The sequence below is a fragment of the Allochromatium vinosum DSM 180 genome (genome assembly GCF_000025485.1).
Classification (GTDB): Bacteria; Pseudomonadota; Gammaproteobacteria; order Chromatiales; family Chromatiaceae; genus Thermochromatium; species Thermochromatium vinosum.
Genome location: NC_013851.1, coordinates 988,423 through 1,011,571 on the forward strand (window position 1 = coordinate 988,423; position 23,149 = coordinate 1,011,571).

22 protein-coding genes and 1 riboswitch are annotated in these 23,149 nt (G+C 66.6%); of the genes, 9 read left to right on the plus strand and 13 right to left on the minus strand.

What is annotated here, in order from left to right:
* The first annotated feature begins 37 nt into the window (after positions 1 to 37).
* Entirely contained in the window at positions 38 to 2,365 is a 2,328-nt protein-coding gene (locus tag ALVIN_RS04200; RefSeq protein ID WP_012970070.1) for a DNA internalization-related competence protein ComEC/Rec2, read from the plus strand.
* A gap of 57 nt (positions 2,366 to 2,422) precedes the next feature.
* On the opposite strand, the gene ALVIN_RS04205 is transcribed toward ALVIN_RS04200, so the two are convergent.
* The 6 genes from ALVIN_RS04205 to ALVIN_RS04230 form a co-directional block, all read right to left on the minus strand.
* On the minus strand, positions 2,423 to 3,175 hold the full coding sequence (locus ALVIN_RS04205) for an adenosylcobinamide-GDP ribazoletransferase (protein WP_012970071.1): 753 nt from the start codon (positions 3,173 to 3,175) through the stop codon (positions 2,423 to 2,425).
* A complete protein-coding gene (locus ALVIN_RS04210) occupies positions 3,172 to 3,762 on the minus strand; it encodes a histidine phosphatase family protein (RefSeq protein ID WP_012970072.1) in 591 nt (196 codons plus the stop codon). The genes ALVIN_RS04205 and ALVIN_RS04210 overlap by 4 nt, the downstream gene beginning before the upstream one ends.
* 52 nt (positions 3,763 to 3,814) lie before the next feature.
* Positions 3,815 to 4,870 carry a nicotinate-nucleotide--dimethylbenzimidazole phosphoribosyltransferase gene (cobT, locus tag ALVIN_RS04215; RefSeq protein ID WP_012970073.1) on the minus strand — a complete coding sequence of 352 codons (1,056 nt, stop codon included), beginning with the start codon at positions 4,868 to 4,870 and terminating at the stop codon, positions 3,815 to 3,817.
* Positions 4,871 to 4,938: 68 nt separating this feature from the next.
* Positions 4,939 to 6,810, minus strand: a complete 1,872-nt coding sequence (gene btuB, locus ALVIN_RS04220; protein ID WP_012970074.1) for a TonB-dependent vitamin B12 receptor — start codon at positions 6,808 to 6,810, stop codon at positions 4,939 to 4,941.
* A gap of 170 nt (positions 6,811 to 6,980) precedes the next feature.
* Positions 6,981 to 7,214, minus strand: a riboswitch (cobalamin riboswitch).
* Between the two features lie 141 nt (positions 7,215 to 7,355).
* Positions 7,356 to 8,987: a chaperonin GroEL gene (groL, locus tag ALVIN_RS04225; protein ID WP_012970075.1), complete on the minus strand. Its 1,632-nt coding sequence runs from the start codon at positions 8,985 to 8,987 to the stop codon at positions 7,356 to 7,358.
* 60 nt (positions 8,988 to 9,047) lie between these two features.
* Positions 9,048 to 9,335 carry a co-chaperone GroES gene (locus tag ALVIN_RS04230; RefSeq protein WP_012970076.1) on the minus strand — a complete coding sequence of 96 codons (288 nt, stop codon included), beginning with the start codon at positions 9,333 to 9,335 and terminating at the stop codon, positions 9,048 to 9,050.
* A gap of 208 nt (positions 9,336 to 9,543) precedes the next feature.
* On the opposite strand from ALVIN_RS04230, the gene recJ reads away from it, so the two are divergent.
* Both recJ and yjgA read left to right on the plus strand, forming a co-directional pair.
* Entirely contained in the window at positions 9,544 to 11,277 is a 1,734-nt protein-coding gene (gene recJ / locus ALVIN_RS04235) for a single-stranded-DNA-specific exonuclease RecJ (RefSeq protein ID WP_012970077.1), read from the plus strand.
* A gap of 18 nt (positions 11,278 to 11,295) precedes the next feature.
* Positions 11,296 to 11,817, plus strand: a complete 522-nt coding sequence (yjgA, locus tag ALVIN_RS04240; protein WP_012970078.1) for a ribosome biogenesis factor YjgA — start codon at positions 11,296 to 11,298, stop codon at positions 11,815 to 11,817.
* 24 nt (positions 11,818 to 11,841) lie between these two features.
* On the opposite strand, the gene ALVIN_RS04245 is transcribed toward yjgA, so the two are convergent.
* The gene (locus ALVIN_RS04245) at positions 11,842 to 12,747 is read right to left on the minus strand and encodes a 7TM diverse intracellular signaling domain-containing protein (protein ID WP_223295259.1); all 906 of its coding nucleotides are present in this window, start codon (positions 12,745 to 12,747) and stop codon (positions 11,842 to 11,844) included.
* 238 nt (positions 12,748 to 12,985) lie between these two features.
* Here ALVIN_RS04245 and ALVIN_RS04250 point away from each other — a divergent pair, with 238 nt between their 5' ends.
* Positions 12,986 to 14,242 carry a VWA domain-containing protein gene (locus ALVIN_RS04250; RefSeq protein ID WP_012970080.1) on the plus strand — a complete coding sequence of 419 codons (1,257 nt, stop codon included), beginning with the start codon at positions 12,986 to 12,988 and terminating at the stop codon, positions 14,240 to 14,242.
* Positions 14,243 to 14,310: 68 nt separating this feature from the next.
* Here ALVIN_RS04250 and ALVIN_RS04255 read toward each other — a convergent pair whose 3' ends face one another.
* The 3 genes from ALVIN_RS04255 to ALVIN_RS04265 all read right to left on the minus strand — a co-directional run bounded on the left by ALVIN_RS04255 (position 14,311) and on the right by ALVIN_RS04265 (position 16,953).
* Positions 14,311 to 14,799, minus strand: coding sequence for a DUF4405 domain-containing protein (locus ALVIN_RS04255; RefSeq protein WP_012970081.1), 489 nt, complete (start codon positions 14,797 to 14,799; stop codon positions 14,311 to 14,313).
* Between the two features lie 197 nt (positions 14,800 to 14,996).
* On the minus strand, positions 14,997 to 16,097 hold the full coding sequence (locus tag ALVIN_RS04260) for an NADH:flavin oxidoreductase/NADH oxidase (protein WP_012970082.1): 1,101 nt from the start codon (positions 16,095 to 16,097) through the stop codon (positions 14,997 to 14,999).
* A gap of 55 nt (positions 16,098 to 16,152) precedes the next feature.
* Positions 16,153 to 16,953 (minus strand): inositol monophosphatase family protein, encoded by an 801-nt coding sequence (locus tag ALVIN_RS04265; RefSeq protein WP_012970083.1) that lies wholly within the window; start codon positions 16,951 to 16,953, stop codon positions 16,153 to 16,155.
* Between the two features lie 78 nt (positions 16,954 to 17,031).
* On the opposite strand from ALVIN_RS04265, the gene ALVIN_RS04270 reads away from it, so the two are divergent.
* From ALVIN_RS04270 to ALVIN_RS04285, 4 genes are all read left to right on the plus strand, one after another.
* On the plus strand, positions 17,032 to 17,814 hold the full coding sequence (locus ALVIN_RS04270) for an RNA methyltransferase (RefSeq protein WP_012970084.1): 783 nt from the start codon (positions 17,032 to 17,034) through the stop codon (positions 17,812 to 17,814).
* 23 nt (positions 17,815 to 17,837) lie between these two features.
* On the plus strand, positions 17,838 to 18,635 hold the full coding sequence (gene cysE, locus ALVIN_RS04275; RefSeq protein WP_012970085.1) for a serine O-acetyltransferase: 798 nt from the start codon (positions 17,838 to 17,840) through the stop codon (positions 18,633 to 18,635).
* Positions 18,636 to 18,696: 61 nt separating this feature from the next.
* Positions 18,697 to 19,179, plus strand: coding sequence for a Fe-S cluster assembly transcriptional regulator IscR (iscR, locus tag ALVIN_RS04280; RefSeq protein ID WP_012970086.1), 483 nt, complete (start codon positions 18,697 to 18,699; stop codon positions 19,177 to 19,179).
* A gap of 38 nt (positions 19,180 to 19,217) precedes the next feature.
* Entirely contained in the window at positions 19,218 to 19,760 is a 543-nt protein-coding gene (locus ALVIN_RS04285) for a molecular chaperone Hsc20 (protein WP_148217456.1), read from the plus strand.
* A gap of 27 nt (positions 19,761 to 19,787) precedes the next feature.
* Here ALVIN_RS04285 and ALVIN_RS04290 read toward each other — a convergent pair whose 3' ends face one another.
* Positions 19,788 to 20,216 (minus strand): rhodanese-like domain-containing protein, encoded by a 429-nt coding sequence (locus ALVIN_RS04290; protein WP_043795958.1) that lies wholly within the window; start codon positions 20,214 to 20,216, stop codon positions 19,788 to 19,790.
* 330 nt (positions 20,217 to 20,546) lie between these two features.
* On the opposite strand from ALVIN_RS04290, the gene ALVIN_RS04295 reads away from it, so the two are divergent.
* Positions 20,547 to 21,488: a lysophospholipid acyltransferase family protein gene (locus tag ALVIN_RS04295; protein WP_148217560.1), complete on the plus strand. Its 942-nt coding sequence runs from the start codon at positions 20,547 to 20,549 to the stop codon at positions 21,486 to 21,488.
* On the opposite strand, the gene ALVIN_RS04300 is transcribed toward ALVIN_RS04295, so the two are convergent.
* Complete coding sequence (locus tag ALVIN_RS04300; protein ID WP_012970090.1) at positions 21,479 to 21,907, minus strand: rhodanese-like domain-containing protein; 429 nt, start codon at positions 21,905 to 21,907, stop codon at positions 21,479 to 21,481. The genes ALVIN_RS04295 and ALVIN_RS04300 overlap by 10 nt on opposite strands.
* A gap of 83 nt (positions 21,908 to 21,990) precedes the next feature.
* Complete coding sequence (locus ALVIN_RS04305; protein ID WP_012970091.1) at positions 21,991 to 23,049, minus strand: thioredoxin family protein; 1,059 nt, start codon at positions 23,047 to 23,049, stop codon at positions 21,991 to 21,993.
* Between the last annotated feature and the right edge of the window lie 100 nt (positions 23,050 to 23,149).

Genomic DNA, 23,149 nt, shown 5'->3' on the forward strand with positions numbered 1-23,149 from the left:
AATCGCGGCGCGAGTATAAGGCCAGAGGCGGCTTGGGATGCGGTTTGATGTCGGATTGGGCTTCGTGCTGGGTGTCATCGGACTGTATCGGCTGTCGGCGCTGCCGCCGTGGTGGGCCGTGGTGCTGGGGCTGTCGGCGTCGGCCGTGCTGGCCTGGGTCTGGCCCCGGACGCGCTGGATGCTCTTCCTGTGTCTCGGCTTCGGCTGGGCCTGGTTCCACGCCTGCCAGTTGCTGTGCGCTCCCTTCCCGGAGGGGCTGGCACGCGCGCCGCTGGTCGTCGAGGGGCGTGTGACCTCGATCCCCGGCGTCGAGGCGCATCGAACGCGCTTTCTGCTCGACGTCGAGCGCACCTGGGATGCACGGGGAGCCGAGCTGGACGTCAGCGGCCGGGTGCGGATCTCCTGCTATCGCGACTGTCCGACGCTGTCGGCCGGTGAGCGCTGGCGTATCGATGTCCGTCTCAAACCGCGTCATGGTTCGCTGAATCCGGGCGGTTTCGACTATGAGCGCTGGCTGTTCGAGCAGGGGCTCGTCGCGACCGGCTATCCGCGTGGACGGGATGCCTTCGCGCGCCTGGACACGGGACCGGGGGGGTATTGGCTGACCCGCCTGCGTCAGCGTCTGGCCGAGCATCTGGCCCGAATGCTGGACGGTTCGCCGCAACTCGGGCTGATCCAGGCGCTGACCCTGGGCGAGCGTAGCGCACTGGAGCGCGAGACCTGGGAGACCTTCAGCCGCACCGGCACCAGTCACCTGGTCGCCATCTCGGGGCTGCATGTGGGGCTGGTGGCCGGCGGTGTCTTCTGGCTGGCCCGCCGGCTGTGGGCGCGGAGCACGCGTCTGACCCTGCTCCTGGCGGCTCCACGCGCGGCGGCGGTCTTCAGTCTGCTGGCCGGGTTCGGCTACGCGGCGCTGGCCGGATTCGCCATCTCGACCCAGCGGGCACTCATCATGCTGGCCGTGGTGCTGGGAGCGCTGTTCTGGCAGCGCACGCTGCGGCCTTATCAGGCGCTGAGGCTGGCCCTGGTCGGGGTGCTGGTCTGGGATCCGGGGGCCGTGCTGTCCTACGGCTTCTGGCTGTCGTTCGGGGCTGTGGCCTTTCTGCTGCTGCACCTGGGGCAGCGGTTGCCGGGCCGCGATCTCTGGACGCGCTGGGGACGGGCGCAATGGGCGGTCGGTCTGGGGCTGCTGCCGCTACTCTTTCTCTTCTTCGGTCAGGCATCGCTGATCGCGCCACTGGTCAATCTGGTGGCGGTTCCGCTGTTCAGTGCGCCGATCCTGCCGCTGGTGCTGATCGCCAGTCTCCTGAGCCTCGTTCCGGTCACTGGATTCGCTGTGCCGCTGCGTCTGGTCGCCGATGGTCTCGGCTGGTGCCTGAACGGGCTGGACTGGCTGGCCGCTCAGCCCTGGTCGGCGGTTCACCTGCCTGCGCAACCGCTGTGGGCCTGGGGATCGGCCCTGTTGGGGGCGGTGTTGCTCCTTGCGCCGCGCGGTCTGCCGGGGCGCTGGCTGGGCTGGATTCTGATGTTGCCGCTGGTGGCCGCCCGTCCGGCGACACCGGGTTGGGGCGAGGTCTGGTTCAGTCTGCTCGATGTCGGTCAGGGACAGGCGGCCGTGGTCGAGACCCTGGACGGCATTCTGGTCTATGACGCGGGACCGGCCTATCCGGGCGGATTCGACACGGGCGCGATGATGGTGGCGCCCTTTCTGCGCTCACGCGGAATCGAGCGTATCGATCGGCTCGTCGTCAGTCATGCCGATCGGGATCATGCGGGGGGTGCGGCGGGTCTGTTGGCGCTCGTGCCCGCCGATGACATTCTCACCGGCGAGCCGGCGCGGCTGAAGCTGGCCGGTGCCCAACCCTGTCTGGCTGGAGAGACCTGGGTTTGGTCGGGCGTAGCCTTTCGTCTGCTGCATCCGAAGCCTGCCGAACTCGCGGCTGGTCTCAAAGGCAACGAGGCGTCCTGTGTCCTGGAGATCCGCACGGCGGATCAGGCCATTCTGCTGACTGGCGATGTGGGCGCCCGAACCGAGGAACGACTGGCCGAGCATCTGGGGGCGGATTGGCGCGTGACGGTGCTGATCGCCGGCCATCACGGGAGCGCCACCTCGACCTCGGCGCGTCTACTGGACGCGGCTCGGCCGGAGTGGGTGCTGTTCTCGTCCGGCTATGCCAATCAGTTCGGTTTTCCGGCACGCGCGGTGCGCGAGCGTCTGGCCGCGCGCGGCATTCCCACCCTGAACACGGCGCTCGACGGTGCCATCCGGTTCAGGTTGGGGCCGAACGGCTGGATTGAGGCGCCGCAGGGATGGCGCACGCACGCCGGACGGCTGTGGACTCATCGTCCGGCGCGGCCGCCCTGAGGCGATCGAGCGTCTGGTGGTGGCGTGTGTGTGCCGACAGTGGCTCGAATGTTCCGATCACTCGATGAGGATCGCGCACAGCAGCAGCGCCAGGGTCTCGGTCAGTTCGACCAGGGCGCCGGCGGTGTCGCCGGTGAAGCCGGAGATCCGCGCCAGCATGGCACGTCGCGCGATCCGGTAGAGCGCCAGCGCCGCCAGGATCAGCGCCAGCCCCGGCCAGCCGCCGAGCGCCAGCATCACGACGCCGGATGCCGAAACGCTCAACCAGGCCGCCCGCTTGGGCAGATGGTTGAATTGATCGGTGGCCATGCCCTGCCGGCGCGCATAGGGCGTGGTCAGCAGCAGTAGCGGCAACTGCGCCCGTGCCAACATGGGCGCGGCGAGCAGCGGCCAGACGACCCCGGCCAGGATCAATGTCTTCAGTGCCGCCCATTTGGCGAGCAGCACCAGCCCGATGAGCGTGACGGCCGCCGGGCCGCTACGCGGATCCTTCATGATCTCCAGCGTGCGCTCGCGGCTGCCGAGTCCGCCGATCCAGGCGTCCGCGCTGTCGGCCAGTCCATCCAGATGCAGCGCGCCGCTCGACCAGACCCAGAGCATCAGCACCAGAGCCGCCGCGACATCGGGCGGCGCATCCCCCTGCACGAACAGGAAGGCGGCGAACGCCGCCGGCGCGCCCATCGCCAGGCCGACGAACGGATACCAGGGCACCGAACGCCCGGTCTCGTGCGGTTGCGTCTCACCGGGGTCGGGGAAGGGGAGCCGGGAGAGGAAACGTCCGGCGATCCAGAGTGGGCGGAGTCGTGTCATTCGATCGTACCGTGAGCAATCAGACTCGGACATCCCGGTGGCGGGTAGATCCGCAGTCGGGTGAGACAGGCATGGGGGACTTCGAGCCGCAACAATCCGGCATCGGCCATGCACAACACCTCAGCGACCAGTACGCGGATGACGCCACCGTGGGTGATCAGGAGCGTATGGGCGTCGCACTGGCCGAGCAGGGTTTGCCAGGCCGCCAGCACCCTGGCGCGAAAGTCGGCGAACGGCTCGGCGCGCGGCGGGGTGTAGCCGGCCGGATCGTCCCAGAATCGCTGGAGCTGATCGCTCGGGATCGCATCGAGTGGAACGCCCTCCCAGTCGCCGAAGGCGCGCTCGCGCCAGTCGTCCGCCAGGGTCAGGGGCAAGCCGCGCGCGGCGGACAGTTCACGGGCGAAGTCGGCACACCGGCGCGCGGGCGAGGCGATGATCCGCGTCCAGCCGGGCGAGCCGATGCCGGCCGTTGCGTGCCGCATCTGCTCCCAGCCGAGTGGACTCAAGGGATCGTCGCGTTCGCCGCGAAAACAGGCGCCGCCCTCGACATCGCCATGACGCAAGAGGTCGACGAAGCACTCAGGCATGGCCCGGCTCACGTGCAGACCGAGCCAAACAGCGTGGCCGACTCGCCGTCACTCACGCCTCGCTCACGCCCGCTTCGTCGAAGGTGGCCATCTTCCGGTGCACGACACAGGCCATGCGCAGCAGGGGCACCAGAGCCGCGCCGCCCGTGGCCTCGCCGAGCCGCAGCCGCAGATGCAGGTAGGGGTCGGCGTCGAGCGCCTCCATCATGTGCCGATGCCCAGGCTCGGCCGAGCCGTGCGAGAACAGCATCCAGTCACGCACGCCGGGATTGATCCGGGTGGCCACCAGGGCCGCCGAGCTGATGATGAAGCCATCGACCAGGATCGGCAGTCCGAGCTGCGCGGCGCGGATGAAGGCGCCCGTGCTGGCGGCGATGTCGAAACCGCCGAGACGCCGCAGCAACTCCAGCGGTCCATGTTCGGAGCGGGCATGAAGCTCCAGGGCTGCGGCGATCACCTGAGCCTTGCGCGAGACGCCCTGGCTGTCGAGTCCGGTGCCGGGGCCGGTCAGGATCGACGGCTCCAGATCCAGCAGGGCGCAGGCCAGCGCGGTCGCCGGGGTGGTGTTGCCGATGCCCATTTCGCCGCAGATCAGGAGTCGCGCGCCCTCGTCGACGGCGCGTTCGACCGCCGTGCGGCCGATGTCGAGTGCGCGCGCGAGCTGGTCATCGGTCATGGCCGGTTCACGGGCGATGTTGCCGGTGCCCGCACCGAGCCGTTCGGAACGCACGCCGGCGACCGGGCCGGGGTCGGTGGCGATGCCCAGATCGAAGATCTCCATCACGGCGTCGATCGCCTCGGCCATCACCGAGACGGCCGCGCCGCCGCGCGCGATGTTGTGCAGCATCTGGAGCGTGACTTCGCGCGGGAAGCAGGACACGCCCTCGGTGGCCACGCCGTGATCGGAGACGAATTGCAGGATGCGCACCGGGTCGGGCGTGGGCGCGTCCGTACCCTGCATCCCGGCGAGCCGGATCGCCATCTCTTCCAGGCGACCGAGCGAACCGCGCGGTTTGGTGAGCTGATCCTGACGTGCCTGGGCCGCCGCGGCGGCCTGATGATCGATGGAGCGGCAGGGGTGTTGAATCCAGTCGAGCGTCATGTTCATGGGACTTTGATGTCAGGCTGTCGATGGGCATCGCTAGACTCTGCCCATCCTACGAAGGGTTATTGGAGTTACGGCTGATACCGGAGCGTCAAATAGAACGAGCGCCCGAGCTGATTGTATAGATAGGCGGTCTCGTACTCTTCGTCGAGCGCGTTTTCGAGACTCGCCTGCAAGCGTAGCGCTGGATTGATCCGGTATTCGGCGCGCAGGTCGAGCAGCGCATAGCCGTCGAGCCGGTTCTTGTTGGCCAGATCGTCGTAACGTCGGCCGGCGACGAAGACCGTGCCCCCGAGCGACCAGCGGTCGAAGCGCCGTTCCAGGTCGATCTCCAGACTCTGTTCGGGACGCCGTGGCAGGAGATTGCCCTGGTTGGCGTCAGGTGAGCGGTTCTCGGGATCGAGCAGGGTCAGGCTGGTCTTGAGGCTCCAGTCGCGATAGTCGGCACGGGTCGTCGCTTCCAGGCCGCGAATGCGCGCGCGCCGGACGTTGGCCGCCGCCGACAGTGCCGCATCATAGGCGATCAGATCGTCGATGTCGGTCTCGTAGAGGCTCAGATCCCAGCGTCCGTCGATCCCGGGGCCGACCGGCAGCTCACCGGCGATTCCCAGCTCCCAGCTGCGCGAGCGCTCCGGGTCCAGGTCCGGGTTGCCGTAGCTGGGGTAATAGAGATCGTTGAAGCTCGGCGCCTTGAAGGCGGTGCCATAGGCCAGCGAGACGCGCAGGCCGGTGTCGAACACATAGCCGAGCGCGGCATTGCCGGTGCCGTGCCCGCCCAGATCGCCGTCCTCGTCCTGGCGCAGGCTGAGCTTGAGATCCGCCGCGCCGAGGCTGGCCTGATATTCGCCGAAGACGCCCAGGTTGTCGCGGGTGTCGCGACTGTAGTCGACGGTGCCGTCGACGTGGTCGACGCGATAATCCAGACCCAGTGTGGCCAGCTGGGCCTTGGTAAGACGCCAGTCGTTCTGCAACGAGAGACTGTCGCGCGTGGTCTCGAAGCGATCGACGAAACGCTCGCCGTCGTCCGTGTCCGGATCGTCGAAGAAGGAGCGATAACTGTCCAGGCTCTGTCCGGCGGCCAGCGTCAGGGTCCAGGGCGTGAGCGGCTTGAGGATCGCCTTGGCGCCCAGCACCTGCTGTTCGGAGCGCGAGACGTTGCCGGCGAAGGCCGAGCCGTCGAAGTCGAGTCGGCCCTCGGTGCGCAGGGCGTTGAACTCCAGCTCGGCCTGCTCGCTGAAGCTGTAACCGGCGCGCAGACTCAGGCCCAGATTGCGATAGGGATCGCGGTCGTCCTGCTCGACACCGCAGCCGGCGAAAGGCTTGGAGCGTCCGGAGCAGGCGTCGATGCCATGGGTGCGGTCGAGGCTCGCGCCCAGATCGACCCAGCCGCGCTCGCCGCCGCCCGAGAGTCCGGCGGCAACGCGGGTGGTGTGGAGGGTGCCGGCCCCCAGCGTCAGGCGTGGCGACCAGTCACCGCCGCCGCGGCGGGTGAAGATCTGGATCACGCCGCCGATGGCCTCCGATCCATAGAGACTGGAGCGCGGCCCGCGCACCACCTCGATGCGTTCGATCTGCTCGATCGGCAGATCCTCCAGCGAGGCCGTGCCCGAGGTCGCCGAGCCGATCTTGATGCCGTCGACCAGCACCAGCACATGGTTTGAGTTGGTGCCGCGCAGAAAGAGCGAGGATTGATGACCGGGGCCGCCGGTGCGCACGAGGCTGACGCCGGGCAGACCGCGCAGCAGATCCGGCACCGAGCGCGCCTGACGGCGTTCGATCTCGGGGCGGTCGATGACTGTGACCGAGGCCAGCGTCGTGCTCTCGGGTTCAGCGGTCCGGGTGGCCGTGACCACCACGGATTCGAGTTGAGTGGGCGTCTCGTCGGCCAGGACGAGACCGGCCAGCGGCAGGCTCAGCGCCGCCAGCATCCAGGGATGGGACATGGTTCTTCGACTCCGTGCAGTGAGTCAGGCACACCCGCCTGACTCGACAGGGGAGGGCCGCGATGGGGAGCCGAATGGACGCGCGCCGAATCGCCGGACGAGCCGGGGCACGGGTGCACGGTCGTCGCCCCACGCGACCCCGTTCATGGAGCCGGCCTCTGTAGTGTTGGCACGGCTCCGATCCCCTGGCCGGTCTCCGGACTCACGAGCGAGGTGCTTGGGACACTCCGACGCGACGCCTTCCCATGAGCCTGTGCTCACAGTGGCCGTCTGTCGCGTCTTGACTCGTCTACCGTTGCGGGGGCAGTGCCGGCTTTCCTCGGTCACACTGGACGAGGGCACCGGCTTCCCGTTCAACCGCTGGGTGAAGACCACCAAGCGGCACCGGGGGATCAAGGGCGGCTATTAAACAGTGTTTGTGGGGAAATGACGAATTTTTCGAGGGGCGTTTGCCGTTGACTGAAGCGGCAAGACCCGGCCGAGCAAGAACTCGACCGGGTCTTGGACATCAGCCCGCTCGGGGCGATTCAGCGGGAGGCGGCGCCTCAGTAGTCCATGTCGTCCATGCCGCCGGCGGGCGCGGCCGATGCCTTCTCCTTCTTCGGCTCGTCGGCGACCATGGCCTCGGTGGTGATCATCAGACCCGCGACCGAGCAGGCGTTCTGCAACGCCGAGCGCGTGACCTTGGTCGGATCGATGACGCCCATCTCCATCATGTCGCCGAACTCGCCGTTGGCGGCGTTGTAGCCGAAGCTGCCGGAGCCGTCGGCGACCGTGTTGAGGATGACAGACGGCTCTTCACCCGCGTTGGCGACGATCTGACGCAGCGGCTCTTCCATCGCACGCCGGGCGATGGTGATGCCGACGGTCTGGTCGTCGTTCGCGCCCTTCAGATCCTTGATCGCGGTGAGTGCACGCACCAGGGCGACACCGCCGCCGGGCACGATGCCTTCCTCGACCGCCGCGCGGGTCGCGTGCAGGGCATCCTCGACGCGCATCTTCTTTTCCTTCATCTCGATCTCGGTGGCCGCGCCGACCTTGATCACGGCCACGCCACCGGCCAGCTTGGCCAGACGCTCCTGGAGCTTCTCGCGATCGTAGTCGGAGCTGGTCTCCTCGACCTGAGCGCGGATCTGCTCGCAACGGGCCTTGATGTCGTCGTGCGAGCCGGCGCCGTCGATGATGGTGGTGTCGTCCTTGCCGACCTGGACGCGCTTGGCGGTACCCAGATCGTTCAGGGTCGCCTTCTCCAGCGACAGGCCGACTTCCTCGGAGATCACGGTCGCGCCGGTCAGGATGGCGATGTCCTGGAGCATGGCCTTGCGACGATCACCGAAGCCGGGCGCCTTGACCGCACAGACCTTGAGAATGCCGCGCAGGGTGTTGACCACCAGGGTCGCCAGCGCCTCGCCCTCGATGTCCTCGGCGAGGATCAGCAGCGGCTTGCCGGCCTTGGCGACACCTTCCAGCACGGGGAGAAGATCACGGATGTTGGAGATCTTCTTGTCGTACAGCAGGATGAAGGGATCGTCCAGCTCGGTCTTCTGGCTCTGCTGGTTGTTGATGAAGTAGGGCGACAGATAGCCGCGGTCGAACTGCATGCCTTCGACCAGATCCAGCTCGTTGTGCAGCGACTTGCCTTCCTCAACCGTGATGACGCCTTCCTTGCCGACCTTCTCCATCGCCTCGGCGATGATGTTGCCGATCGAGTCGTCGGAGTTGGCCGAGATGGTGCCGACTTGGGCGATCTCCTTGTTGGTCGAGCAGGGACGCGACAGGGCTTGCAGCTCCTTGATCGCGGCCTCGACGGCCTGATCCATGCCGCGCTTGATGTCCATCGGGTTCATGCCGGCGGCAACCGACTTCAGGCCCTCGCGGACCATGGCCTGCGCCAGCACGGTCGCGGTGGTGGTGCCGTCGCCGGCGATGTCGGAGGTCTTGGAGGCGACCTCTTTCACCATCTGCGCACCCATGTTCTCGAACTTGTCCTTGAGTTCGATCGCCTTGGCGACCGAGACGCCGTCCTTGGTGACGGTCGGCGCGCCCCAGGACTTCTCGATCACGACGTTGCGGCCCTTCGGACCCAGCGTGACCTTGACCGCATTGGCCAGGACGTCGACGCCGCGCAACATGCGGACACGGGCGTTTTCACTGAAGAAGATCTGCTTGGCAGCCATTGCTCGATGAGCCTCTCGACTTGGATTCGGGATGTTGCGGTATCAGATGCGCTCAGGGGCTTATTCGATGACGCCCATCAGGTCGTCTTCGCGCATCACCAGCAGCTTCTCGTCGCCGACCTTGACCTCGGTGCCGGAATACTTGCCGAACAGCACCCGGTCGCCGACCTTGACGTCGAGTGCGCGCACATCGCCGTTGTCGAGGATCTTGCCCTTGCCGACGGCGACGACTTCGCCCTGGCTCGGCTTCTCGGTCGCGCTGTCGGGGATGAGGATGCCGCCGGCGGAGGTGCGCTCCTCTTCACTGCGACGGATGACGACACGATCATGCAAAGGACGGAGGTTCATGGATCTTGGATCTCCCTTGAGGAAGGTCAGTGTGGATCGATCGGGTTGAGGTTGTTAGCACTCTTTCGGTGCGAGTGCTAACAATGTAATCGCAAAAATGGCCGTGTCAAGGGGGATGCACGCGGCTTGATGGCGACGCCGTTTCCCGACACACTGCGCCGCTTGTCTCATCGATACGCGCTCGACTTCAGGAATCCCAGCTACCGCCGTGACCGCCATCCGCATTCGCCGCATCCCCGACCAGGATGCCCCCATCCCAGCCCGCCATCCGGATGAACTTCTGAGCGTCCTCTATGCCCATCGCGGTCTGAGTGATCCGGCCGAGGCCGCGCCCGGACTCGGGACGCTCGCGCCCGTGACGGCCCTGTATGGAATGGAGGCCGCCGTGAACCGGCTGGTCGCGGCGATCCGGTCCGAGCAGTCCATCCTGGTGGTCGGCGACTATGACGCCGACGGTGCCACCGGCAGCGCGCTCGCGGTGCGCGGGCTGCGCGATCTGGGCGCACGCCGGGTGTCGTTCCTGGTGCCGAGCCGCTTCTCCAACGGCTATGGGCTGAGTCCCGCCGTGGTCGAGGCGGCGTGCGGGCAGGGCGCGGATGTCATCCTGACGGTCGACAACGGCATCTCCAGTCATGCGGCCATGGCGCGCGCCCGCGAGCTGGGGTTGAGCGTGGTCGTGACCGATCATCATCTGCCCGGCGACGCGCTGCCCGAGGCCGATGCCATCGTCAATCCCAATCAGCCGGGCTGCGGCTTCCCGAGCAAGCATCTGGCCGGGGTCGGCGTGGTCTTCTATCTGCTCGCCGCATTGCGCGGGCGGCTACGCGAGAGCGGCTGGTTCGGCGCCGACCGGCCCGAACCCAATCTGGCCGAGCGGCTCGATCTGGTCGCGCTCGGCACGGTCGCCGATGTGGTCAGCCTGGATCGCAACAACCGCATCCTGGTCGAGCAGGGACTCAGACGAGTGCGCGCCGGGCGCGCCTGTGCCGGGGTGCTGGCCCTGCTCCAGGTGGCCGGACGCGATCCGGCACGCGCGACGGCGGCCGATTTCGGCTTCTTCGTCGCCCCCCGGCTCAATGCCGCCGGACGCCTGACCGAGATGTCGCTCGGTGTCGAGTGTCTGCTGACCGACGACCCGGACCGGGCGCTCGCGATGGCCCAGCAGCTCGATGCGCTCAACCGCGAACGCCGGGCGATCGAGGGCGCCATGAAAGAGGCCGCCGAGGCCGTGCTCGACGCCCTGATCCTCGATGGCGACTCACTGCCGCCCGGACTCTGTCTGTTCGGCGAGGACTGGCATCAGGGCGTGTCGGGAATCGTCGCCGCGCGTCTGCGCGAGCGCTATCATCGCCCGACGATTGCTTTCGCCGACGCCGGTGATGGCCGGTTGCGCGGCTCGGGACGTTCGATCGAGGGGCTGCATCTGCGCGATGCCATCGACTGGGTCGATCGCCGGCATCCGGAGCTGATCGAGTATTTCGGCGGACATGCCATGGCGGCGGGGCTGACGTTGCGTCCTGGGTGTCTGGAGCCGTTTCGCGACGCCTTCGTCGAGGCCGTCAGAGTACAGCTCGGCGACATTCCGCCGACACCCGAGATCCGTTCCGACGGCGCCCTGCCGGCCGAACTCCTGACGCTGGAGACCGCCGAGGCGCTGCGTTTCGCCGGTCCCTGGGGTAAGGATTTCCCCGAGCCGCGTTTCGATGACGTGTTCGAGGTCGTCGAGGCGCGCCTCGTCGGCGATGACCGACGACATCTGAAACTCAGGGTCGCGCCGCCGGGTGGGGCCGTGATCGAGGCGATCGGCTTCGGTCTCGGTGAGCGGATCGAGGCTGCGCGCGGTGCGGTGCGTCTGGTCTATCGGCTGGACGTGAACAGTTATCGCGGGCGGCAATCGCTGCAACTGCTGGTCGATCATCTGGCCGACCCAGTGGAGATGTGACAAGACAGGTTGAATTGAATGCAATTACATGATGATGAGTTGGAATACGACGACGAGGACGATCAGCCGCAAGGCCCGAGCAAGAGCCAGATCAAGCGCGACAAGCTAGTGCTCCAGGCGCTCGCCGAGCGGATGGCGTCGATGCCGCACCATGAGCTGGAGCGGCTCAATCTCAGTGAGGCGACCTGGGTCGCACTCGACGAGACGCCGCGCATCAAGGATCTGCGCGCCCGCAAGCGCCACTGGAAGCGCATCGCCAATCTGCTCGAACGCGAGGACATGGAAGCTGTCCATGTGCTGATCGACGGTGCCGAGGAGCGCGAGCGTGCCGCCACCGCGCACCATCATGCGCTGGAGCGTTGGCGCGAGCGTCTGATCACCGAGGGTGATGGGGCGGTGACCGAATTCATCGAAGCCTGCCCGGAAGTCGACCGCCAGCAATTGCGCGCCCTGGTCCGCGCCGCTCAGCGCGATACCGAGCGCGGCAAGCCGGATGCGCCGCGCAAGCTGTTCCGGTTCCTGCGCGACTCCCTGGACTGATCGACCCAAGGACGCGCCGCAGGGTCAGCCGGTGGCTGGAGGCTCGACCGGGTGGCCATGGTGGTCGCCGCCGTAATGCCAGCGGTTGCGGCCGTCCTGCTTCGATCGATACATGGCCTGGTCGGCGACTTGCAACAGGCGGGCGAAGTGATGCCCATCCCTGGGTGCCAGGGCGATGCCGATACTCGCGCCGATGCGGGCCTCACCAGCTGGCGTCAGTATGGCGGCGGCCAGACTCGTCAGCAGTTTCGACGCCACGGCTCCGGCGTCGGTCGGCTGGGTGACGAGCGCGTCGGCCAGCGGGGCAAACTGGGCGAGCAGAAACAATCGCGCTGGCCGATAACCGCGCCGCAGAACGCGCAGCGTCGCAACGAAGACCAGGAGCGTCATGGTGGTGCCGACCCAGAATGCCAGCTGGTTCCCCAGCGTGTATTGGCCGGCGATCGCCAGGGCGATCATGCCCAGCGCAGCCAGCATGATCGCGCGCAGTGCAAGATCGAGCCACGGCGTCTGTCCGGGCGTGTCGAGAAAGCGACGCGCCCACCAGGACAGAGCGATGAAATGCAGCGCGGGTATCAGGACATGCTGGTAATCGGCCAGCCAGAGATTCGTCGGCCAGAGGTACTGGTAGGCGTGGCCGTCGCCCCGCTTCAAGGTGCCGGCGTTCTCATGCACGTCAAGCTTCAGCCAGATCACATCACGGGTTAATCCAAAGCCGGCTTGTCCCGCGAGCGGTGTGAAGGGGCGTTCGCGTATCGGGTCGAAGTCCGGTCGACCGCCGGGGTCGCGCAACACGGAGAGATAGCCCTCGGTGCGCTGGCCTTGGGGGCGATCCTCCAGCACCAGGGGGGCGGACAGGGCATCACTCAGCCAGAGTGTCGTCAGCACCAGCACGGTCGCGATTTTGTATAACACATGGTTTTTCATCATTCTTTCGGTCTGTGCGCGACAGGGGTGGCGAGCGTGACGCAGGTACATCGATGATAGGGGATGTGGCGTCCTTTGTGGCAAGCGGCTGTTGTCTTCAGGTGTCCGCTGCGTCAGGTCGGCTTTACACCGGCGTATCAGCAGAACCGTCGGGCGGCGCCTGATTCTCGGGGTTGTTCGGTGGCGATGGTCTGATCGATACTCGATCCCCATCAGGCTCAACATCGACTGGAGAATCGAGATGCAGTTGAACCGTGGTCAGCGCGTGGCCCTGCCGGATGTGGTGTCCTCGATGAACCTTGAGGTTGGCATCGACCTTCAGGGGATCGCCGTCGACGTCTCCTGCTTTGGTGTCGATGCCGATGGTCGACTCGCCGATGAGCGCTACATGACCTTCTTCAACCAGGCGCAGACTCCATGCGGCGGCGTGCAGCTTGGGAGTCCGGCCGGTTTCGGGGCCGGCTTCCGGCTTGCACTGGATCGGCTACCGCCGAGCATCGACCGGCTGGTCTTCGTGGCCGCGATCGACGGAGCCGGGACCATGCGGCAACTCACCGCCGGGCGCGTGTGTCTCGTCGAGCAAGGGCAGATCAAGGCTACCTTCACACTGCGCGGGAGCGACTTCGCCGATGAGCGCGCCCTGATGCTCACCGAGATCTACCGCAAGGACGGGGTCTGGCGTCTGAGTGCCACAGGGCAGGGCTTCAACGGCGGTCTGGATGCTCTGGTGCGTCACTTCGGTGGTGAGGTCGCCGAGCCGACACCGGCCACGCCCCCACCGGCACCAGAACCGGCGCGGCTGTCGCTGGAGAAGCGCGTCGAGCAGCAGGCGCCGCGACTGGTCAGTCTGGTCAAGACCGCGCGGGTGAGTCTGGAGAAGCAGGGTCTACAGGGACTGCGCGCGCGGGTCGGTCTGGTGCTCGATGCAAGCGGCTCGATGGGGCGTCAGTACAAAAGCGGGCGCGTTCAGGAACTGCTCGACCGGGTGTTGCCGCTGGCCCTGCACTTCGACGATGACGGCAGTCTCGATGTCTGGGCTTTCGACACCACGCCCAAGCCGCTCGATCCCGCGACCCTGGACAACATCGGCGACTACATCAACACCGTCCGGGGCGGTTGGAAGAAGTGGTACGGCGGCGCCAACGACGAACCGCGCGTGATGCGTGAGGTCATCGACCATTACCGCCGCGATCCCCAGGCACCGCCTGCCTATGTGCTGTTCGTCAGCGATGGCGGCGTCCACCAGAACCGCGAGATCACCAACCTCATGCGCGAAGCGGCGCCGTATCCGATCTTTTGGCAGTTCATGGGACTCGGGGGCCGCAACTACGGCATCCTGGAGAAGCTCGACACCCTGAGCGGGCGCGTGGTGGACAACTGCGGATTCTTCGCCATCGACGATCTGCGTGACCTGACCGAAGCGCAGCTGTATGACCGGCTGCTTCAGGAGTTCCCTGACTGGCTGAAGGCGGCGCGGGGTAAGGGGATCATCCGCTGAACACTCACCGCCGGTAGACCTCGCGGCGATTGCTCATAGATGGAAACGGGTCTCCGTTCAGCGGGATCTCACTCGAACAAGAGCGGCATCAACTCAGGCGGACGGGTGCCGTTGTTCGACGCGATTTCCGCGACCGACTGTGTCGGGCCTTCAACCGCGAAGCCGCCGGATTGCAGTTTGGCGACCAGACTTTCAGCCGTCTCGTCGAGCAGCGGCGCAAGTTCGACCAAAGGAGCACGCTCGAAAGCCTGGAACATCCGGAGCTTCGCGTTGCTGCCGGCTTGACTGGCCGATACGCCGATGAGCGATGTCGTCGCCATCAGCACGACCGCCATGATGCCGAGACCTATTCGCCGCGAGAAATAGCCCGCGAACACTCGCCAGTGTGTGGCGGTGTGGAAACCAATGAAGACGACGAAGGCCAAGCCGATCCATTCGTGAGCCAGTGTCACCGGCTGACGCATCCCGAAGAACATCAGGACACCGGAGACGGACACGAAGACGCCGGCCGCGATGACGGCGGGGGTCGACCATTGGCGGGTATTCAGGCTGGCCATCAGTGAGGCTCCTCTTGCGATTGGGTGGGCGGTACGGTCGGAGACGGTCAGCGAACGCATGGCGAATGTGCGGCGCCATCTTCCGTCGTGGACCATTTCACGCCGCCGCTGTGTCGCAAGTGGGGCAGGAAGTGACAAACTTTGTGGTTTTCGATGAGGCGGACAGTCCGTGTCGCCTGCCTCACCCGCCGCGCGGCTCAAGCACTCGGCCGATACTTCTCCAGCCAGTGCGCATAGGGAGCCGGCAAGACCCAGGACGCCCTGTCTTCGTTCAGCGCCAGGGCCGCCTGATAGGGCCAGTGCGGGTTGGCCAGATGGGCGCGCCCGACCATCACCAGATCCATCTGCTGCTGCTCGATGACACGATTGCAGGTGGCGGGGGCATCGATGCCCCAGGCCGAAGCGACCGGCAGCTCGGCTTCGCGGCGAACGCGCTCGGCGATGGGGGCCAGAAACGCCGGTCCCCAGGGAATCTGGGCGGTCGGCGTGGAAAACCCGACGCTGACGCTCAGCAGATCCAGACCGCCACGCCGCCAGTCTCGCACCAGCTCAATCGACTCGGCCAGCGTCTCCTCGTCGTGGCCATCGAACTCGATGACGCCGAAGCGGGCCGTCAGCGGCAGACGTTCCGGCCAGACCTCGCGCACGGCCGCCAGGGTCTCGCGCAGGAAACGGCCGCGTCCGGCGGCGTCGCCGCCGTAGTCGTCGGTACGCTGGTTGGAGTGGACGGAGAAGAAGCTTTGTCCCAGATAGCCATGAGCGAAGTGCAGTTCGAGCCATTCGAAACCGGCCTCGCGGGCACGGTTGGCGGCGGCCACGAAGTCGCCGCGAACGCGGGCGATCTCCTCTAGGCTCATGGCCTTGGGGACGCGCGGCAGATTGGCGCCGAAGGCGATCGCCGAGGGAGCGAGCGGTGTCCAGCCGCGCGGGTCGCCTTCGGGAATGTGGTCGTCACCCTCCCAAGGGCGGTTGGCGCTGGCCTTGCGGCCGGCATGGCCGATCTGGATACCCGGAACCGCGCCACCGGCCTTGATCGCGGCCGCGATGCGCGCCAGACCTTCGGCCTGGGTCTCGTTCCAGAGTCCGAGACAGGCCGGGGTGATGCGACCCTCCGGGGCCACGGCGGTGGCCTCGACGATCACCAGTCCGGCCCCACCGCGCGCCAAGCTTGCGTAATGGGCCTGGTGCCAAGCGTTGGTGAGGCCGTTTTCGGCACTGTACTGGCACATCGGCGGGACGGCGATGCGGTTACGCAGCGTGATGTCCTTGAGCCTGAAGCTGGAGAAGAGTGCGGACATGGTGAGTTCCTGCGTGGTGTATGAACGGGCGCAAGACGAAGCTGGAGTGTCTGGCTCAAGCCTTGAGCTGATCGTTCAGACACGGCTGGATCAGGTCCAGCATGGCGCGATGCACCCGCAGATTGCCGGCGACCAGATTGCCGGTGTCGAGGAAGCGCTCACCGCCGGCCAGATCGGTCACGGTGCCGCCCGCCTCCTTGATCAGGAGCGCGCCCGCCGCGCAATCCCAGGGCGAGAGTCCCAGCTCCCAGAAGCCGTCGGTGCGTCCGGCCGCGACATAGGCCAGATCGAGCGAGGCCGAACCGGGACGACGCACGCCGGCCGTGGCCAGGGTCATGGCCTTGAACATGCCGAGATAGGCGTCGATGTGACGCTGATCGCGGAACGGAAAGCCGGTGCCGATCAGCGCTCCGTCGAGCGACTGGCGATTGGCCACGCGGATCTTGCGATCGTTGAGCTGGGCGCCCTGGCCGCGCGCGGCGGTGAACAGCTCCTCGCGCAGCGGATCATAGACCACGCCGCATTCGAGCTGTCCCTTGTGCAGCAGGGCGATGGAGACGGCGAACTGCGGAAAGCCGTGCAGATAGTTGGTGGTGCCATCGAGCGGATCGATGATCCACTGGAAGTCGCCCTTGCCCGCCTGCTCGCCGCTCTCCTCGGCCAGGATGGCATGATTGGGGAAGCGCCCGCGCAGCTCCTGGACGATGGCCGCCTCGGCGGCGCGGTCGACGTCGCTGACGAAGTCGTTGCGGCTCTTGGTCTCGACCTTGAGCTGATCGACCCGGTCGGAGAAGCGCAGGATGATCTTGCCGGCACTGCGGGCGGCACGGATGGCGATATTGAGGCTTGGGTGCATCGGTTGCGGGATATCCAGGACGGTCGCTGTATCATAGTGGTCTTGAAACAGCGAAAAGACTTGATGATTGAGTCGCCCATGATAGACCAAATGACCGAGTCGCTGGCGCGAATCCGTTTCGTGCTGGTCGAGACGACACACAGCGGCAACATCGGCGCGGTGGCACGCGCCATGAAGACCATGGGGCTGTCGCGCCTGGATCTGGTCGCCCCGCGCCAGCGGCCCGACGCCGAAGCCCTGGCGCGTGCCTCCGGGGCCGATGATCTGCTCGCGCGCGCCGGGGTCCACGAGAATCTGACCGACGCCCTGGCCGGCTGTCGGCTGGTGGTCGGCGCCAGCGCGCGGCTGCGCTCGATCGAGTGGCCGCTGCTGGAACCGCCCGAGTGCGCGGAGCGTCTGCTCGCCGAGGCCGGTGAGGGCGAGGTGGCCCTGATGCTGGGACGCGAGAGTTCCGGCCTGACCAACGACGAGCTGGCGCGCTGTCACTTCCTGGTCCATATTCCGACCAATCCCGACTTCAGCTCGCTCAACGTCGCCGCCGCCGCCCAGGTGCTCGCCTACGAGATCCGCCGTGCGGCCCGTGCAGTAGCCGGCGAGCGGTTGACCGAGACCCCGCGCGATCTGGCCACCGCCGAGGCGATGGAAGGCTTCTACGCCCATCTGACCGAGACCCTGGTCCGGATCGGCTTCAGCGATCCCGAGCAGTCGCGCACGCTCACCCGCCGCCTGCGCCGTCTCTTCAACCGCGCCCAGCCGGATCGGGTCGAACTCAACATCCTGCGCGGCATCCTCAGCGCCGCCCAGGGGCGCAAGACGCCCGAACGCTTCGCGCGCCCGGACGAGGCGCCGCAACCGGATTGAACCCACGAGGTATCGGGACATCCATGTTCAACCGCATCCGAGAAGACATCCTGTGCGTCTTCGACCGCGACCCGGCGGCACGCAACGCCTTCGAGATCCTCAGCACCTATCCGGGTCTGCACGCCGTCATGGTGCATCGGATCGCTCATCGGCTCTGGCGGCGCGATTTCAAATGGTCGGCGCGCGTGCTGTCGAACATCGCGCGCCTGTTCACCGGCATCGAGATCCATCCGGGGGCGGTGATCGGTCGGCGCTTCTTCATCGACCACGGCATGGGCGTGGTCATCGGCGAGACGGCCGTCATCGGCGACGACTGCACCCTCTATCACGGCGTGACCCTGGGCGGGACGAGCTGGCAGAAGGGCAAGCGTCACCCGACGCTCGGACGCGACGTGGTGGTCGGCGCCGGGGCCAAGGTACTCGGCCCGATCGAGATCGGCGACGGCGCGCGCATCGGCTCCAACGCGGTGGTGGTCAAAGCGGTCCCGCCCGGCGCCACCGCCGTCGGCGTGCCCGGACGCATCATCGAACCCGAGCGCGACGCCACCACCCGCCGCCGCGCCGACACCGCCAAGCGCATCGGCTTCGATGCCTATGGCGCCACGCGCGACGCGCCCGACCCGGTCGCCAACGCCATCAACCGAATGCTCGATCACATCCATCACATGGATCAGCGGCTCGAATCCATGTCGCGCATTCTGGAGCAGCATGGACTCATGGAGCACTTCGAGCACGATGGCGATCTGGACACCGTGGCGATCGAACCCGCGACCCAGCCCGACGCCGCCCGGCCGGATGACCCGACGCGCGCTAGGGGATAATTGATCGTCATGCTTGGGTAACGTATGATGCCGGACGTACGTCACGCAAGAGAGGTTGCCCGTGAGACTGACGACCAAAGGCCGCTATGCCGTCACCGCGATGCTGGATCTGGCCATCCATCAGGGGCAGGGTCCGATCGCCCTGGCCGACATCGCCCAGCGGCAGGGCATCTCGCTGTCCTATCTCGAACAGCTCTTCGCCAAGCTGCGCAAGCGTGGTCTCGTGACCAGTGTGCGGGGTCCGGGCGGCGGCTACAATCTGGCGCGTAAACCGGTCGAGATCCATGTCGCCGAGGTGATTGCCGCCGTCGACGAGAGCGTGGACACCACCCGCTGCGGCGGCGCGCACAACTGTCAGAACAACGGCCCCTGTCTGACTCATGATCTCTGGCATGATCTGAGCGATCGTATCTACGACTATCTCAACCAGATCGATCTTCAGACGCTGGTCGATCAGCGCGACAGCCTGGGTCAGCGTCCGCCGACCACCTGCGCGGCGGTCGATGTCAAGCTCGACGTCCAGCGGATTCGCCTCGGCGCCTGAGCACTTTTGGCCTGGATGGTCCGGCGACGGCACGAGCCGTGTTGAATTCACAGAAAAACTACTTCGAACTCTTCGACCTGCCGGTCGGCTTCGCGCTCGACTCCGGCGTGCTGGCCGAGCGCTATCGCGCCCTGGTGCGCGCGGTACGGGCCGATTTCCTCAGCGACGAGGAAGACGAGACCGCCCGTTCGCTGGCGCGCATCGATCTGGCCTATCAGACGTTGACCGAGCCGCTGGCGCGTGCCGAATATCTCTTCCGGCTCTATGGCGTGGAAGGGACCGAGACCGGCGGTGACGACGATTCGGCGAGCACCACGCTCGTCGATGAGATGGAGCGCCAGGAGGCGCTGGTCGCGGCCACCAACCGTTCCGATCCAGGCGCGGCCCTGTCCGAGGTGCTGACGCGCCTGGCCGAGCGCGGGGCGGCGCTCGACAAAGAACTGCACCAACTCTTCGCCGATCCCTCACCGCACAATCTGGGCGCCGCGCGCGAGGTCGTGCGTCAGCTCCAGGGACTCGCCCGCTGCCAGCGCGAGACCGAGGAGCGGCAGGCCGAACTGCTCCGGCCACGTCCGGCCTGAGCCTGACCCGGATCGAACGCGGTCAGGCTAGCACTGTTCCCAGGGCAGTCCGTGGAAACGCCAGCCGCCGAGGGTACTGCGATGGTGCTGCTCGTCGAGTTCGCCCTCGAATCCCTCGTCGACGTGGAACACCGACTTGAAGCCCTCGCGGATCAAGGCCCGGCCGGCCTCCAGCGAGCGCTTGCCGCTGCGGCAGATGAGGATGATCGGTGCGCAGCCCTGGCGCTGCTCGCAAACCGCGCCGCCGAGCACCAGCTTGCGGATCTCGGTGACGAAGTCGGGGTTGACCACCCAGTCGGGTTCGTCGATCCAGGGGACGTGGACCGCGCCCTTGGGGTGTCCGACGAACAGGAACTCCATGGACGAGCGGATATCGACCAGGATGGCCTGTGGATGGGATTCGAGCATTTCGAGCGCTTCTCGGGGCGAGAGGCCTGTCGGCAGCTCTTCGGTCATGGTGCTCATATGGTGTGAGGCCTCGTTTGGGTGGTTGGTGATCGTCTGGTTGTTATCGTGCCGTGCCGGCTCATGCCGGTCGGTGGACCGCCTGGAGCCGAGTCTTCAGTGTAACCATTGCACGCCGTCTGTCATCACGAGCACCCCGGCGGGTGACTTGAATTTATCTATTGAATCGATGAAAACAAACCGCGCCACTCGGATTTCGAGGGGGCGGTGGGAGCGATTGCCTTGACTCGCCAAGCGAAGCGGGACTCCAACCAGGGTAAGGGGGCCGGGGATGTGTCACGTCCCGGACAGGCGCTCAAGGAGCGTGGATTGCGGGGGCTGATGCGGATGATGGCGCATCTGCCGTTGCCGCTGATCCACCGGCTGGGCGCCGTCGTGGGCTGGATCGTGGCGCGCTGGCCGAATCGGCAGCGGCGCAATGCGCTGCTCAACATTGCGCTCTGTTTCCCGGAACTGACCTCCGCCGAACAACGACGTCTGCGCGACCGCAATCTCGGCGAGTTCGGCAAGACCTATCTGGAGATCGCCTATCTCTGGCTGCGGCCGGTCGATCATGTGCTGTCGCTGGTGCGTGAGGTGCGCGGGGCCGAATGGCTCGAACGCCGGCCGGGGCAGGGACTGATCGTGCTCTCGCCGCATCATGGCGCCTGGGAGCTGGCCGGACTCTATCTGGCGGCCCAGGGACGCACGGCCATCTTCTACAAGCCGCAGCGCTATCTCGACGACCTGATCCGCGAGTCGCGCGCGCGCACCGGCGCGGATCTGGCGCCTATCACGGCGCGCGGAATCCGGGTGCTGGTCGAGGCGCTGGAGCGGGGGGATTTCGTCGGCATCCTGCCCGATCAAGAGCCGAAAGCGGACAAGGGAGCGGTCTTTGCGCCCTTCTTCGGGATGCCGGCCTTCAGCATGCTGCTGGTCAACCGGCTGGCGCGGCGCACCGGCGCGCCCGTGATCTTCCTGTTCGCCGAACGGCTGGCCGATGGGAGCGGGTTCGTCATTCACTGTCTGCCGGCTCCCGAGGGGATCGACAGCGAGGATGATGGCGTAGCGGCAACGGCACTCAATCGCGGCATCGAGCAGTGCGTGCGCGTCTGCCCCGAGCAGTATCTCTGGCCCTACAAGCGCTTTCGCCGCCGCCCGGAGGGTCTGCCCAAGGTCTATACCGGATCGCTCGACGATGGGCACGCGCTCGAACAGGCGCGCCGCGTGCGCGAGGCCCTGAAGACGCCTCAGGACATCGCGCCCGCGCCGGATCAGACGTAGCGCGCCTCGCGCTTGACGGGCAGGCCGGCGGCCTCCCAGCCGGCGAAACCGCCGGCCAGACTCAGGACATCCTTGTAGCCCATCATTTGCAGGACGGCAGCGCCCATGGCCGAGCGTCCGCCCGTGGCGCAATAGAGCACGACCGGGCGCTCACGCGCCGCTGCCAGTTCCGGCATGTGCTTGGGGTAGGCGGGATCGGCCGCAGCCTCCAGGATGCCGCGCGGCACGAGCAGGGCGCCTTCGATATGTCCCTGCTCGTGTTCGGAGGACTCGCGCACGTCGACGATCAGAGGATCCGACCGCCGCGCGTCGAGCGTCTGGCTCAACGCCTCGGGCGCGATCTCCTGAATGCGCGATTTGGCCGAGGCCACGAAATCCATGAGGCCCACGGGTCGCTCCGGGTTGAAACTGCTGTACATCGATACCTCGTTTATCCGAAATGTATATTAGCGTTGGCTAACGGATTGTTTCAGATCATGAGGGGCGTTGTCAAAAGCTGACTTCAATCGTCGGCGATATGGACGTCCTGGCCGGCCGCGAGCCGTTCGGCGGTCTTGGCGTTGATGTAATCGAAGGGGCTGTCCGGGTACGTTTGATAGTGCCGCTGGCCGACGTATTCCAGAATTCCGATGAAGTGATAGCGGTAGAGCTCGTTGGCGATACGGGTGATCTCGCGACCCCGATCGTAGAGCACCAGGGTCGGACGGTAGTCGATGTCCAGCTCTTCGGCGAAGGCGCGCGCAGTGGTCTGGCGTCCGTCGGGCGTGGTGATGGGCGTGTCGGCCTGTGCGTCGAGCCGGACCAGGACGAAAGGCGCCAGGGCGGCATCGACCTCGGGGGCGGCCAGATGACCGTCGTGCAGGGCGTTGCAGGCCGCCGCGCACTGGGCATCCTCGAACAGCACGGCGAGCGGCTGATCCTTGACCGTGCTCAGGTCCGTGATGGACTGGAGGCGCGGATGCGGGCGGAAACCGTAATCGCTCGTGCTTTCAGCGGCGATGAACTCGGCCAGGGTCTGCTTCGCGTAGGCGCGCGTGGCCACATAATCGAGCACGCGCTTGAAGTCCGTGGCGTTGCGATAGCCATCGACCCGCGCGACCGGCTCGCCGCCGGCGTTCAGGAAGATGACGGTTGGGGTGTAGCGCACCCCGAGCTGACGGGCGACCTCCTTTTCGGGCAGGCTGGTCTCGGCATCCAGTGCCACCTCGCGATCGCCCTGGACATTGAGCACGATGACGTCGAACTTCTCCTGGATGAAGTCGCGATAGGACGCCTGAGCGAAGTTCTCCTCGACCATCCGTGCGCAATAGGGGCAGCCGTTCATCTCCAGCAGCAGGATCACATGCTTGCCGTGCTGTGTCGCCTCGTCGATGTCCTCGTCGATGTCGAGGAAGCTGTCCTTGAACCAGTCCGGGTGGACCGATTGGCGCGTGCCGAGGATCTTGCCGGTGGATGTGGCCTGTTCGGTCTGCGCCGTGTTCTCACCCTCCTGAGCCGGCAGCGGCAGGGAGAGCAGGGCGCCCAGCGACAGGGCGAGGATTCGGGATCTGTGTGTGGTCATGGCGCGTGCACTCCTCCATCGGATGTCGTTGTTATTGGATGCCATTCGATCGAGGTCGGATTCTGCGCGATCGGCGCCCCGGCTGGCAATGCTGGGGGCG

What these genes read in the sequence shown, in the direction of transcription:
- ALVIN_RS04200 (WP_012970070.1), top strand. Translation starts at nt 38, where the DNA reads ATGCGGTTTGATGTCGGATTGGGCTTCGTGCTGGGTGTCATCGGACTG.
- ALVIN_RS04205 (WP_012970071.1), bottom strand. Translation starts at nt 3,175, where the DNA reads ATGACACGACTCCGCCCACTCTGGATCGCCGGACGTTTCCTCTCCCGG.
- ALVIN_RS04210 (WP_012970072.1), bottom strand. Translation starts at nt 3,762, where the DNA reads ATGCCTGAGTGCTTCGTCGACCTCTTGCGTCATGGCGATGTCGAGGGC.
- cobT (WP_012970073.1), bottom strand. Translation starts at nt 4,870, where the DNA reads ATGAACATGACGCTCGACTGGATTCAACACCCCTGCCGCTCCATCGAT.
- btuB (WP_012970074.1), bottom strand. Translation starts at nt 6,810, where the DNA reads ATGTCCCATCCCTGGATGCTGGCGGCGCTGAGCCTGCCGCTGGCCGGT.
- groL (WP_012970075.1), bottom strand. Translation starts at nt 8,987, where the DNA reads ATGGCTGCCAAGCAGATCTTCTTCAGTGAAAACGCCCGTGTCCGCATG.
- ALVIN_RS04230 (WP_012970076.1), bottom strand. Translation starts at nt 9,335, where the DNA reads ATGAACCTCCGTCCTTTGCATGATCGTGTCGTCATCCGTCGCAGTGAA.
- yjgA (WP_012970078.1), top strand. Translation starts at nt 11,296, where the DNA reads ATGCAATTACATGATGATGAGTTGGAATACGACGACGAGGACGATCAG.
- ALVIN_RS04245 (WP_223295259.1), bottom strand. Translation starts at nt 12,747, where the DNA reads ATGATGAAAAACCATGTGTTATACAAAATCGCGACCGTGCTGGTGCTG.
- ALVIN_RS04250 (WP_012970080.1), top strand. Translation starts at nt 12,986, where the DNA reads ATGCAGTTGAACCGTGGTCAGCGCGTGGCCCTGCCGGATGTGGTGTCC.
- ALVIN_RS04255 (WP_012970081.1), bottom strand. Translation starts at nt 14,799, where the DNA reads ATGGCCAGCCTGAATACCCGCCAATGGTCGACCCCCGCCGTCATCGCG.
- ALVIN_RS04260 (WP_012970082.1), bottom strand. Translation starts at nt 16,097, where the DNA reads ATGTCCGCACTCTTCTCCAGCTTCAGGCTCAAGGACATCACGCTGCGT.
- ALVIN_RS04265 (WP_012970083.1), bottom strand. Translation starts at nt 16,953, where the DNA reads ATGCACCCAAGCCTCAATATCGCCATCCGTGCCGCCCGCAGTGCCGGC.
- ALVIN_RS04270 (WP_012970084.1), top strand. Translation starts at nt 17,032, where the DNA reads ATGATAGACCAAATGACCGAGTCGCTGGCGCGAATCCGTTTCGTGCTG.
- cysE (WP_012970085.1), top strand. Translation starts at nt 17,838, where the DNA reads ATGTTCAACCGCATCCGAGAAGACATCCTGTGCGTCTTCGACCGCGAC.
- ALVIN_RS04290 (WP_043795958.1), bottom strand. Translation starts at nt 20,216, where the DNA reads ATGACCGAAGAGCTGCCGACAGGCCTCTCGCCCCGAGAAGCGCTCGAA.
- ALVIN_RS04295 (WP_148217560.1), top strand. Translation starts at nt 20,547, where the DNA reads ATGCGGATGATGGCGCATCTGCCGTTGCCGCTGATCCACCGGCTGGGC.
- ALVIN_RS04300 (WP_012970090.1), bottom strand. Translation starts at nt 21,907, where the DNA reads ATGTACAGCAGTTTCAACCCGGAGCGACCCGTGGGCCTCATGGATTTC.
- ALVIN_RS04305 (WP_012970091.1), bottom strand. Translation starts at nt 23,049, where the DNA reads ATGACCACACACAGATCCCGAATCCTCGCCCTGTCGCTGGGCGCCCTG.